General features: G+C 42.8%; 14 protein-coding genes. 6 read left to right on the forward strand and 8 right to left on the reverse strand.

Annotated elements, in window-relative coordinates:
* Window positions 1-35 precede the first annotated feature (35 nt).
* From hflD to FTT89_RS01475, 3 genes are read right to left on the reverse strand one after another with little or no spacing between them, the layout of a single operon-like run.
* On the reverse strand, window positions 36-767 hold the full coding sequence (gene hflD / locus FTT89_RS01465) for a high frequency lysogenization protein HflD (RefSeq protein WP_005176767.1): 732 nt from the start codon (window positions 765-767) through the stop codon (window positions 36-38).
* Window positions 768-781: 14 nt separating this feature from the next.
* On the reverse strand, window positions 782-1,915 hold the full coding sequence (gene mnmA, locus FTT89_RS01470) for a tRNA 2-thiouridine(34) synthase MnmA (protein WP_075166642.1): 1,134 nt from the start codon (window positions 1,913-1,915) through the stop codon (window positions 782-784).
* Window positions 1,916-1,919: 4 nt separating this feature from the next.
* Window positions 1,920-2,405, reverse strand: a complete 486-nt coding sequence (locus FTT89_RS01475) for an NUDIX hydrolase (protein WP_005176771.1) — start codon at window positions 2,403-2,405, stop codon at window positions 1,920-1,922.
* Between the two features lie 318 nt (window positions 2,406-2,723).
* On the opposite strand from FTT89_RS01475, the gene FTT89_RS01480 reads away from it, so the two are divergent.
* Both FTT89_RS01480 and FTT89_RS01485 read left to right on the forward strand, forming a co-directional pair.
* A complete protein-coding gene (locus FTT89_RS01480; RefSeq protein ID WP_228278815.1) occupies window positions 2,724-3,530 on the forward strand; it encodes a hypothetical protein in 807 nt (268 codons plus the stop codon).
* A 407-nt stretch (window positions 3,531-3,937) separates the two neighbouring features.
* Window positions 3,938-4,732, forward strand: a complete 795-nt coding sequence (locus FTT89_RS01485) for a hypothetical protein (RefSeq protein ID WP_168383967.1) — start codon at window positions 3,938-3,940, stop codon at window positions 4,730-4,732.
* A 142-nt stretch (window positions 4,733-4,874) separates the two neighbouring features.
* Here FTT89_RS01485 and FTT89_RS01490 read toward each other — a convergent pair whose 3' ends face one another.
* The 4 genes from FTT89_RS01490 to FTT89_RS01505 form a co-directional block, all read right to left on the reverse strand.
* Entirely contained in the window at window positions 4,875-5,405 is a 531-nt protein-coding gene (locus tag FTT89_RS01490) for a gamma carbonic anhydrase family protein (protein ID WP_180061329.1), read from the reverse strand.
* 106 nt (window positions 5,406-5,511) lie between these two features.
* Window positions 5,512-6,660 (reverse strand): D-alanyl-D-alanine carboxypeptidase PBP5/6, encoded by a 1,149-nt coding sequence (gene dacC / locus FTT89_RS01495; protein WP_168406059.1) that lies wholly within the window; start codon window positions 6,658-6,660, stop codon window positions 5,512-5,514.
* Between the two features lie 117 nt (window positions 6,661-6,777).
* Window positions 6,778-7,173: an MCR_0457 family protein gene (locus FTT89_RS01500; protein WP_168406057.1), complete on the reverse strand. Its 396-nt coding sequence runs from the start codon at window positions 7,171-7,173 to the stop codon at window positions 6,778-6,780.
* Window positions 7,174-7,370: 197 nt separating this feature from the next.
* Window positions 7,371-7,742 carry an MCR_0457 family protein gene (locus FTT89_RS01505; RefSeq protein ID WP_168406056.1) on the reverse strand — a complete coding sequence of 124 codons (372 nt, stop codon included), beginning with the start codon at window positions 7,740-7,742 and terminating at the stop codon, window positions 7,371-7,373.
* A gap of 110 nt (window positions 7,743-7,852) precedes the next feature.
* Between FTT89_RS01505 and surE the strand changes: the two genes are divergently transcribed.
* From surE to FTT89_RS01520, 3 genes are all read left to right on the forward strand, one after another.
* A complete protein-coding gene (gene surE / locus FTT89_RS01510) occupies window positions 7,853-8,629 on the forward strand; it encodes a 5'/3'-nucleotidase SurE (RefSeq protein WP_075174788.1) in 777 nt (258 codons plus the stop codon).
* A gap of 110 nt (window positions 8,630-8,739) precedes the next feature.
* The gene (locus FTT89_RS01515; RefSeq protein WP_016658404.1) at window positions 8,740-9,576 is read left to right on the forward strand and encodes a peptidoglycan DD-metalloendopeptidase family protein; all 837 of its coding nucleotides are present in this window, start codon (window positions 8,740-8,742) and stop codon (window positions 9,574-9,576) included.
* Between the two features lie 93 nt (window positions 9,577-9,669).
* Window positions 9,670-10,599 carry a LysR family transcriptional regulator gene (locus FTT89_RS01520; protein WP_005176807.1) on the forward strand — a complete coding sequence of 310 codons (930 nt, stop codon included), beginning with the start codon at window positions 9,670-9,672 and terminating at the stop codon, window positions 10,597-10,599.
* Between the two features lie 82 nt (window positions 10,600-10,681).
* On the opposite strand, the gene FTT89_RS01525 is transcribed toward FTT89_RS01520, so the two are convergent.
* Entirely contained in the window at window positions 10,682-11,893 is a 1,212-nt protein-coding gene (locus FTT89_RS01525) for an aspartate aminotransferase family protein (protein ID WP_005176809.1), read from the reverse strand.
* A 162-nt stretch (window positions 11,894-12,055) separates the two neighbouring features.
* Between FTT89_RS01525 and grxD the strand changes: the two genes are divergently transcribed.
* Complete coding sequence (gene grxD / locus FTT89_RS01530; protein WP_005176812.1) at window positions 12,056-12,397, forward strand: Grx4 family monothiol glutaredoxin; 342 nt, start codon at window positions 12,056-12,058, stop codon at window positions 12,395-12,397.
* Window positions 12,398-12,420 lie beyond the last annotated feature (23 nt).

The raw sequence follows: 12,420 nt of genomic DNA on the forward strand, positions 1-12,420 counted from the left end.
TTTGGAACTAAACCTAAAACAAATGTCCGTACAGATCAGACCACCTGATACTGTAAACGGGCAAGATCCTGAATATCTTGAAGCAGTTTGCGTTTGCTAAAAATCATCGCCCATGAGCTGCCACCGAGTTGACGCCACAAATGTGCCATTTGCAGGCCGGTAAATAGCGAGGCACGAATACGGTTGGTATGGGCAGAATCTTTAAAGGCCTCGGCATTGCCACGCACCATAATCCGCGGATTAATCTGTCCAGCAGTATCAACATAGGTTTGGGCAAGATTGGCGAGAATACTTGGATGTAAATAGTTATTATCAAAAAAGGACAGCTGTTTTAAGATTTTTTGCTGGGATTGCTCAATAATTTCAACAAATTGCGGATTACTATAGACTTTCTTTTCCAGTTGCAGCAGCGCCATGGCATAGGACATCGGCAACTTGGCATTGGACATTTTCGGTAATCTGGATTTGGGTGAGGTGGTAAACGGATGGGTAATGCTATTTTCGAGGGTTTTTAAACCAAGGGAGATATCGGCCAGCTGACTAAAAAAGTCTAAGGTTTGGCCACTCTGATTATTACTTGGACGGATATTCAGGCTGGCCTGAATCAGGCGCTCCAGATAAAAGTTACCGCTATCGCCAATACTTTGTCGGCCAGTCAGTGCGGTCATATGGGTCAGCTGCGTGGCCTGAAACACAGCAGCGAGGGCCAAAGCACGATTCTGGCGAACATTCAGAGTTCGAGGCTGTTGAAACGGTAACTCTGTCATGCCGAAACAATCCTTTAAACAAAATCCGGGTGAGGGGCATTGGTATGATGGATCACGCCACCCCCTAAGCACACTTCACCTGCGTAGAACACCACGCTTTGACCTGGTGTTACTGCACGTTGTGGCTGATCAAATTCAACACGTACACCATTTGGTGTTTCTGGATCTTTAAATAATACGCAGTCTTGGTCAGGTTGGCGATAGCGGGTTTTTGCCGTGCAGCGGAAACCGGTGTCAGGAATATCCTGTTCACCTGCGACCCAATCAATGGATTCGCTCCACAGAATCGTGCTTTGCATCAGTGGATGATCATGACCTTGACCAACCACCAGACGATTGCCGGCTACATCTTTATGCAGTACAAACCAGGCACCTTCAGCTGCACCTTTCATGCCGCCAATACCAATACCACCGCGTTGACCGAGCGTATAGTACATTAAGCCGTGATGTTCACCAACCTCTTTGCCATCTTCCAGCACGATTTTTCCGGGTTGTGCGGGTAAATATTGTTTTAAGAAGTCATTAAAGCGGCGTTCACCAATAAAACAGATACCGGTGGAGTCTTTTTTCTTTGCAGTCGCCAAGCCCAATTCTTCTGCAATTTTACGTACTTGTGGCTTTTCAATTTCACCGACAGGGAACAGGGTCTTGTTAATTTCACGACCATGCACCGCGTGCAGGAAGTAAGTCTGATCTTTGTTGTTGTCGACACCACGCAATAAAGGTGCATATTGATCACCTTTAGAGTTGGTCATGGTTTCACCACGACGGCAGTAGTGACCCGTTGCAATAAAATCAGCACCCAGGTTAATGGCATGATCTAAAAACGCACGGAATTTGATTTCTTTATTGCACAGAATGTCCGGGTTAGGGGTACGGCCAGCGGCGTATTCTGCCAAGAAGTGCTCGAAAACCCGATCCCAGTATTCCATGGCAAAGTTGGCGGTGTGCAGTTTGATGCCAATTTTATCGCATACGGCCTGGGCATCGGCCAGATCTTCCATGGCTGTACAGTATTCCGTGCCATCATCTTCTTCCCAGTTTTTCATGAACAATCCTTCAACCTGATAACCTTGTTGAAGGAGGAGTGCTGCAGAAACAGAAGAATCTACACCACCTGACATACCGACGATGACACGTTGTTGCATAGGATTAGGCATCCACACTATGAATTAAGGGAGAATTTTGGTGCTCGTAAATGAGCGATAAAGGATATTTTTGTCCGGTCTGAGCATCCTGTACGGCTTTAATCACCAAAGGACTGCGGGCGCGGGCCGATTCAAGCAGTTCATCCGGGCTCATCCAGACGGCACGGACAATACCAGTGTCTAGCTGTGCATCTGCATGATGGTGAATGGCTTCGGCCAGAAAGCAGAAACGGTAATAGGTACGATCTGGAAACATGGGCGGAGTATAGGTATAAATGCCCAGTAAAGCCTGAATACGTACATCGTATCCGGTTTCTTCCAGGGTTTCGCGAACCGCTGCTTCAATAATGGTTTCACCGGCTTCTACATGACCTGCAGGCTGGTTAAAGACGGTATGTGTAACGCCTTCAGTCTGTTCTTCTACGAACAGAAATTTACCGTCTTTTTCAACAACGGTGGCAACAGTCACATGCGCAGTCCAAGCGGTCATAAAAAAGCACCATGGGGTAAAACGCATATTCTACAAAATTTAGGGGGATGTGGCTATGAGGGAAGGGGATTTCTTTGGAGAAGATGATTTTTGAGTTTGAGTAAAAAATTGTGTGAAACAAGGACTTAATAATGAGCGTGGAACATGAGAAATCCATAAAGAAGTCCAAATCAGGTGATTTTGACTTCTTAGTATGAGCTAATATGCTGATTTAAAAAGAGAAGTAAAAATAATTTCGTATAACCTGTATTATGTTAATTTTAGGGAAATTTAACTATTCTGATTTTGCTGAAATCATAAATTTATAAGAGATAAATAATGCTAATAAAAAGATATTGGATTATTTCCTCGTATGTCCTGTTACTTATTGGATGTACATCAAAAGATATTTCAAAAGATATTCCTAAAGAAGGGGAAATAGTGACATGGAAGCAGAATCCAAATTTGATAGTAAAAGCAAAGCTTGGTCCACGTAGAAAACATATTCCTGACCAATTTGATAATGAATTTTATCGCCCTGAACGTGAACATTATTTAGGGCAGTTTCCAATTGACTATATTCCTGAAAAATTTCCCGCTATAACTCAAGAGGAAGCAAATACTTTACCAATGCCTGACTCTAATCGACAATTAGAATTTTATTTAACTTTCAATAGGGAAAAAATAGAAGCTACGGATGGTTTTGCACCTGATCATAAAGATCAGGTACGAGTACGAATAAAAGGTTTAGGTTTAGAGATGAGGGAAAATAATACTGATACAAAAAAAGTAATTCTTAATAATATTACTCCGGAATATGTCAAGATGGATTCGAAATTTAAAAAATTCGGCTTGGAATGTTATCGGAGGATTTTTTCTGATGAATATCTATTTTGTTATGCAGATTCGAATATTCCAAATGTTTCTGGTGTCTTTCTTAAAGTTAATACAAGAGGAAGAAGACCAGAAAATGGAGAATCAATTGAAATAATAGGAAATAACTATGAATCAAATAAGTATGGGGATATATGGGTTCAATGGGAAACTAATTTAAACAATTGGGAGAAATGGCAAGATATTGATAATGCAATATGGCGCTTATTAGACACATGGAACTCAGCTCCATCATCTCAAAAAAATAACTAAATTTTACTTATTTAACATAATGGCTGTTATGCGAAATATTAGTCATGACTAAGGAATGACTCTTCTAGTTTGGTAAAAGCTGGAGCAGTTTTTAGCCACTCTTGTACGTATATGCTCACAGCAATTCCGGTCCTTTTCGCCTATACGACCTGGCTTCAATTTCCTATGATGAAGACATGGAGAACAGGAAGTTCCAGAGAAGAATAACAAGAGATAGGCACAAGGAAAGTAAGGTACGACAGGAGTTATACCGAGCGAACCAATACGAAAAACCCCGGCAGGATGCCGGGGTTTTTTATTATTTAAATGATTTGGGGGAATTAGTACTATGTTAATTTTAGCTTTGCTAAAAGCTAAGTCATTAACTGTTTTTAAATTATATATTTTATAAATATTAAGAGTTTGTAATGAATTATTTTCAAAAAGGAATGGTGCTAATGGCTATGGTGCTTTTAGGAGGTTGTATGCCAAAAGAAAAAGTACATATCCCGAAAGAAGGAGAGATTGTGACATGGAAATTTACAGATCAGCTCATCATCAAAGCTGAGCTTGGACAAAGACGAAAACATATACCTGACACACATTGTACGAAGTGTGAGCGAGAGTTTTATCGACCGCACCTTGAGCATTATCTTGGTCAATTCCCTATTGACTATCAACCTAAAAAGTATCCATCGTTGAGCGAGTCGGAAGCAAAAGAAACGCCTTGGACAATGATAGATATGGGGGGAGGCCTTGAATTTAATTTGATATTAAATGGTTCAACTGTACAGGCAACGGACAACAGTATTCATGGGAATTATACTTTAGATCATTATGATCAAGTCAAAGTATTTGTAAGTACATTAGGAGGCTCTACAGAAAGGAATACAAAGCAATTTTTTGATTCAGAAATAATGAAAAACTTAAATATTGACTCAAAGCAAACTCAAAATGGTGTGGATTGTTATCAGTTTAATAATGGTTCAAAAGGAAAAATGTGTTTCGGGCATTCAATGAATGCTTTGAGTTCAGGGTTTCAGTTTTATGTCTCACCAGACCATAATTTTCAATTATTCGTGCGCTCTCAAGAGTTTATTCTTGGAGGAGTAAAAGTTAATTGGATTGTAGATCAAAAGCATTTTGATAACGTTCAAGAGATTGACGCAAATATATGGCGACTTCTAATGGCTTGGAATATATCACCAGTAGACCAAAAATAGTTTTATAAAAAATATATTTATTTATCAAAAGCTTAGTAAATAATTAAATATATTTTTTTCAGAATTCCTTTCAAATGCTGGACTCTTTTAAATAAATTCTTAGCTTTTATTTAACATAAAATCTCTTATGCGAAATCCAATTTTACTTATAATTCCCCGAAACCTTTACATAATTCTGCGCTGAATACGGAAAAAACGCTTTTTCTTTATCGGTTAGCGGACGTACTTTTTTAACAGGACTACCCATATACAAATAGCCACTTTCCAAAACTTTGTTTGGTGGAACAAGTGAGCCTGCACCAATCATCACATCATCTTCAACAACAACGTCATCCAAAATAATCGTGCCAATACCCACCAAAACGCGGTTCCCAATAGTACAACCATGCAACTTCACATGATGACCAATCGTCACATCTTCACCAATAATCAAAGGTGAACCATTTGGCTTGTCGGCTTTTTTATGGCTGACATGCAGCATGGCATGATCCTGTACATTCGAGTTGTTGCCAATACGAATAGAATTAACATCCCCGCGAATTACGGCAAACGGCCAAACCGAGACATTTTCGCCTAATACCACATCACCAATGACCACACCCATCGGGTCGATATAACAGGAATCATCAATCTGTGGATGGGTATCTAAATAAGGACGAATGTTCTGACTCATAGTGATCTGCTCGTAAAAGTGGAATGATCAAGACAATAGTATAAAAGAAAAAGCACCCATTCGCTGAATGAGTGCCTTCACTTAAGTCTAAAGTCGTGCTTTAAACTTAGAACAGGTTGCTAAAGAACTGCTTGATATGGTCAATGAGGCGCGAGAAGAAGCCAGCTTCTTCAACTGCGTTTAAAGCCACCAGTGGTTTTTCAGCAATTACTTTACCATCTAAGCTTGCGACATATTTACCAATGACCTGGCCTTTTTGTAGCGGCGCAGTCAATTTCGGCTGAACCACCAATTGCGTTTTAATTTCATTGGCTTTGCCTTTAGGCATGGTCACATTAAAGTTTTCAGCCAGACCAATTTGTACTTCATCCGACTGACCAAACCAGACTTTAGATTTGGCCAGGACCTGATTTGCAGGCTGTACATTTTTGGTTTCAAAGTTGGCATAACCCCAAGCCAGCAATTCACGTGTTTGTGTCGCACGTTCCTGCATGGTTGGCGCACCAAAAATCACAGAAATCAGACGCGTTGGGCCACGTTTTGCAGAAGTCGTTAAACAGTAGCCGGCTTCATTGGTATGACCGGTTTTTAAACCATCAACACTTGGGTCTGTATAGAGCAGGGCATTACGGTTGCCTTGACGGATGCCATTAAAGGTAAATTCTTTTTCTGAATAAATCGGATAATATTTAGAACTGTCTTTAATGATGTGCTGGGCCAAGGTTGCCATATCTTTGGCTGTTGAATAATGGCCGTCTGCTGGCATACCGGTCGAGTTAATAAACTGGGTATTGGTCATGCCAATTTTTTTGGCTTCTTCGTTCATCATGTGTGCGAAGGTGCCTTCATTGCCGGCAATGTGTTCCGCCATGGCTTTAGAGGCATCATTACCCGACTGAACAATAATTCCACGCAGCATTTCAAGTACAGTTGCAGTGCCATTCAGCGGAACATACATACATGATTCCGCGCTACTGCCGCGACACCATGCAGATTCGTTCATACGAACTTTTTCATCTTCCGTGAGTTCGCCCTTCAATAGTTTTTGTTCAATGATGAAACTGGTCATCATTTTGGTCATTGACGCCGGGGCAAGTTTTTCATTTTCATTTTTCGATGCAAGAATTTGCCCTGTTTCATAATCCATTAAAACATAAGATTTATTGTTGAGTTCTGGTGGATTGGATAAAACAGTTGCTGCATAAGAAAAGCTTGGTAGGAGGAGTAAGGCAGCAAGGGCGCTTTTTCGAGTCATTCTAGGTGTTCCAATACTTGATATATGCACAAAAGAGACTAGCATTTTAGGATAAAGCAAAGCCGACTTCTATGGGAGAAATCGGCTTATCGGAAAAAGTATTGTAACCAAATAGTTTTATTTGCTGTACGCGGTCAATTCCTGGCAAATGGCCTTATTTTTCTGGCTTCCCGCTTTTTTGGCATCGGCCTGTGCTTCAACCAGCATCGGCTTAAAACTTTTTTGCTTGCTTAGGGCTTGTAAAGCTGCAACCGGATCTTTTTCTGCCGGCATATATTCTTTGGCCAGTTTGGCATAGCCCTGATTAAATTTAGTCTGGTCTTTGTCCTGAATTAACGCTGGGCACACTTCAGATAATACATAAATGGCTGCCAGTTCCTGCTGGGTGACTTTTTGAAGTGGTGTGACTTCAATATTTTCATTCTGTGCCACTGCGGTTTGCCCCAAACCCAAAGTAATGGCGATACCAGCCAGAAGTTGCAAAGATTTCGTTTTTAATTGGGAAGTGTACATAAAAAAATAGACCTAAAACTTAAAAATACCACATGCCCATAAGCTTAATGATTTTTGACAGAATGAAAAGAAAAGAAGTGTATCTGAGCAGGCTGACACACAACCAAAATTAAAAAGCCAAATCAGAAATGCAATAAAAAAGAGCAATCAACCTATGCTGATTACTCTTGATGTGAAGATGGTGCGTCAGTACAAACCTAAAGTTCGATTACAGCAGCATCCTGACAAACAGTTTTCTGTTCATCTGCCGTGGTTTCTTTAGCAGCATCACGTGCTTCAATCAGAATATTCTTATATTCAGCATCAGCCTGCAGTGCGCTGTAGCTTAAAGTCTGACCTTTTAAGTCTGCCAGGTAAGTTTCAATTAAAGCCTGAATATTGCTATCCAGTTTGGCGTTTTTGCCAATAATGGCCGGACAAACCTCAGCCATCACCTGAGCGGCAGCAATGTCTTCTTTCACAATGGTATTGGCTTCTTCTACCGTCAAGCCTTCAGCATTGACCGCTTGAGAGAGAATTACCGCAAAACCAAGCCCCAGTAAACGACGTACAGATAAGCGACGAATCATGTTATACACACTTTTTATTGATGGAAGTTCGACACTAAATATATATACTTCTCATTATATTTCAATGAAATGTGCTGACCGGTCATTTATTTAATTTGAAGAGTAAATTTGTGAATATCTTAATTGCCAATGATGATGGCGTTTTTGCGCCAGGGATCCAGGCGCTTGCACACGCATTAAAACCTTTGGGCCGTGTGGTAATTGTCGCGCCAGAAAGCGAGCGTAGCGGGTTTTCCAGTGCTTTAACCTTAGATCGTCCTTTACGTCCAATTCCGATTGCTGAAGATATCTGGGCGGTGAATGGCACTCCGGCAGACTGTGTCTATTTATCTATGAATGGCCTGTTTGATTTTGAATTTGATCTGGTGGTGAGCGGGATTAACAGCGGCGCCAATCTGGGTGATGATGTACTGTATTCAGGTACCGTTGGTGCTGCTTTTGAAGGGCGTTTAATGACGCAGCCGGCCATAGCTGTATCACTGGCTGGCCCTAATGTCCGTGCCTATCAGCATCCGGCCGATTATGCAGTTGCCGCGCAGTGGGTGCATGATTTTATTGCCAACGGCTTGCCAACCTTGCCGCCACGCCACATTTTGAATATTAATATTCCAGATGTGGCGGAATTAAAAGGCGCAAAAATTACCTATCAGGGCCGTCGCAGTCAATCTAAACCGATTACCAGCCATGTCGATCCGCGCGGTCGCCAGGTGTACTGGATTGGACTGGCCGGAGAAGCCGTTGCAGACCCGCGTAAAGATGTGGGTGAAATCCAGTCGGATTTCTTTGCTGTGGCCAATGGCTATGTCAGCATCACCCCAATTCAGATGGATGCGACCAATTACGATATTCTGGGGCATCTGCATGACAGCTTGAGTCCAGCCCTGTAAAGAATGTTATAACTTTGTGAAAAAGTACCGTCTGAAACTCTTTTTCGGTGCTTTTTTGTTAATCTTAGCGCAGTTCAATAATTACATTTAAGATGTAGAGAGGAAGATTAATGCCTTTGGTGTCACACGGTCGTTTATTTGCAGCACCGACAACATTGTTGAAAACTTTATTTGTATCTACAGCCGTTATTTCTACGCTCATCATCAGTGGCTGTGCGTCTAAACCTCAAGTACATAATTCTGCACGTTATGCGGCTGCGCCAAATTTCTATACTGTACGCTCAGGTGATACTTTAAGCGGCATTGCAGCACGTTATGGTTTAAGTTATCTCAGTATTGCGGAAATGAACGATATTGCCGCGCCATACCGGATTTATGTGGGCCAGTCGATTCGTCTGAAAAGTGGCAGTGCACCGCGTACCACCACGACGCGTCCGGTAACGCAGCCAGCACCAATCCAGCGTCAGACCATTGCTATTCCAAAAACTACGCCAGCACCGACCGCACCGGTGACCACGACGACCACAACCACACCACGAACCACTACTCCGGCGCCGACAGTGAGTTCTACCGTAGGTTCTTTACGCTGGGTGAAACCATCCAATGGTGCAGTAATTGAAAACTTCAATTTAGCGTCGAATGTGAAAGGGATTCGTTATGGCGGCAATGTTGGTGATCCGGTCTTTGCAGCTGCAGACGGGCAGGTGGTGTATGCCGCAGATGGCCTGAAAGAATACGGTAACTTGGTGTTAATTAAGCATATTAATGGCTATATCACCGCTTATGCACACAACAGTAAACTTAACGTGAATAGTGGACAAAATGTAGCAGCAGGGCAGAAAATTGCCGAAATGGGCTCATCGGGCACCACCCGCACCATGCTGGAATTCCAGGTCCGCCTTGATGGCAAGCCGATCAACCCGACTAATGTTTTACCAATAAATTAATTTTTTTAAGTGCAAAACGTAAATTTCACCGTATAATACAATGAGTTGCTTTTATCAAAGGTAGGAGCATCTCATAAGTTCAGAGGGAAATTTATGTTAGATCAACTTCGAGCAATGGGTGTATTTGCTTGTGTTGTTGAAAAAAGCTCGTTTAGTGGCGCTGCGCGTGAACTCGGTATCACCACAAGTGCTGTAAGTCAGCAAATTCGTTCTTTGGAAAATGAAATGGAAGTAACGCTGTTACACCGTTCCACCCGAAAACTGAGTTTGACTGAAGCTGGACAAGCTTTTTTCCACAGCTGTCAGGAAATGCTCGCCGCTGCGGAGCGTGGTAAAATACGCATTAATGAATTACGCGATGACCTGGTAGGTGATTTGCGTATCGCAACCACCCCGGAACTGGGTGCGAATCATGTCATTCCGGCATTGTCGCACTGGATGTCAGCCCATCGTGGTCTGGCCATACATGTCGAAGCGGACAATCAGTTTATTGACCTGATTGAAGGTCGGATTGATATTGCTTTGCGCATGAGTTCAAAAATTGAAGATAGTCAGCTGAATGTAGTGCCACTGGCGCGCGTTGAGCAGGTTCTGGTGGCATCACCAAGTTATCTGAACCAGACCACACCGGTGTCACGTCCTGAAGATTTAAAAAATCATGACCTGATTCCAGTAAATTTGATGAAAAATTATGCCAGTTTTTCATTTCATCACGCCAGTACGGGTGAAGTGGTCGGACTGGACATGAGCTCTCGCCTCACCACAAATAATGTTCTGATTGCCAAATCATTATGTTTACAAGGGCACGGAATCGCGAGACTTTTATATCTAGATGTACAAAAAGATTTAATTAACGGTTCTTTGGTCGAAGTATTACCTGAATGGAAATTGCCGACCTTTACATTGTATGCGATTACGCCAAAACGTGAGCAGCAGCCAATGAAAGTGCATCGTTGTCTGGATGCTTTAAAACAGTATTTTTGTCAGTTACCTGGCGGCAGAATTTACCAGGAAGCCTCATAAAATATAACAATTCAGAAATTAAAAAAGCCGCATCATGCGGCTTTTTTATGCAGATTGAGATCTGTTGAGATCAACACGCGGCTTAAGCCAGGAACGTTTTGATCATTTTCACCAGACGTTCAACCAGCTGATCGGCCTGTTCCTGGCTAATGTTCAAGGTTGGCAGTAAACGCACCACGGAGCCGGCGGTCACATTGACAATCAGTTTGTATTCATCACGGGCAATATCCACCAGTTCTGCGCAGGCTTTAGGTAATTCAATCCCGATCATCAGGCCAAAACCACGCACGCTGACATTTTGGTCAGCCAGCTGGTTGCGTAGCTGCTCAACAATATAGCTACCCATTTTTGCGGCATTCTCGACCAGATTTTCTTTCTGGATAATATCAATCACGGTGTAGACCACACGTGACCCCAGGGCAGTACCACTGTAGGTTGAACCATGGTTACCGGCAGTGAGTACACCCACACCGCGACCTTGGGTCATCACTGCACCAATCGGGAAGCCATTGCCCAGGCCTTTGGCAGTGGTTAAGACATCTGGCACAATATTGGTGTGCTGATAGGCAAAATATTTACCGGTACGGCCGTTACCAGTTTGCACTTCATCCAGCATCATCAGCCAGTTGTGCTGGTTACAGATGCGGCGGATATCTTCTAGGTAGCTAAAGCCTTGAGGCGCGGTATTAACACCGCCTTCGCCCTGAATTGGCTCAACCAGAATCGCGACGATGTCCGGATACTGAATGGCGGCTTCTTCAATGGCTTCAACATCACCAAACGGTACACGGATAAAACCTTCTACCAGCGGTGCAAAACCTTCCTGGACTTTTTTATTGCCGGTGGCAGATAGGGTTGCCAGGGTACGGCCGTGGAACGACTGATCGGCGACAATAATTTTCGGATTGGCAATGCCTTGTAAATAACCAAATTTACGTGCAATTTTAATGGCACCTTCATTCGATTCTGCACCACTGTTAGAGAAGAAGACTTCTTCCATACCAGCGACTTCTGCCAGTTTTTGTGCAGCGGCAGTTTGCCAAGGCACTTCAAACAGGTTGCTGGTATGAATCAGGGTCGCGGCCTGATCCGCGATGGCAGCAGCAATTTCCGGATGAGCATGACCTAAACCACAGACTGCAATACCGGTCAGGGCATCCAGATATTCGGTGCCATCTTCAGTGTACAGATAAGCGCCTCGGCCGCGGACAAAGCTGATCGGCTGACGGCCGAAGACGGGCATCAAATGAGACGGTTGATCAGTTTGCACAGGGGCAAGGGTAACGTTGTTCATGACTAACTCTTATCTGTAAGAAAGAAAGGAAAAAACTTATATAAGCAAAATCTGCCCCCGATTGAAAGTGTAAATGTAAATAAAAATGGAAATATTGCTTTAAGCATACTGTTTTGCTGTGTTTTCGGTATAATGCAAAACAGATTAGTTGAGGATTTATCAATGACTGAACAAGCACGCGATACCGAAGCGTTAATTCGTGACCAAATTGCTAAACATGCAGTTCTTCTTTACATGAAAGGCACACCGCAATTCCCACAATGTGGTTTCTCAGCTCGTGCAGTAGAAGCGCTCAGTCAAATTGGTCGTCCATTTGCCTATGTGAATATTCTTGAAAACCAGGATATTCGTGCAACTTTGCCGAAAATTGCCAACTGGCCAACTTTCCCGCAATTGTGGATCAATGGCGAGTTAATTGGCGGTAGCGATATTATGCTGGATATGTTCCAAAAAGGTGAGTTACAGCCTTTGGTTGAACAGTACAGCCCAGCGCCTGAAGCTTAATTCAGTCGTATAAAAAAAGCGCC

The organism is Acinetobacter sp. YH01025, assembly GCF_013420185.1.
GTDB lineage: Bacteria > Pseudomonadota > Gammaproteobacteria > Pseudomonadales > Moraxellaceae > Acinetobacter > Acinetobacter indicus.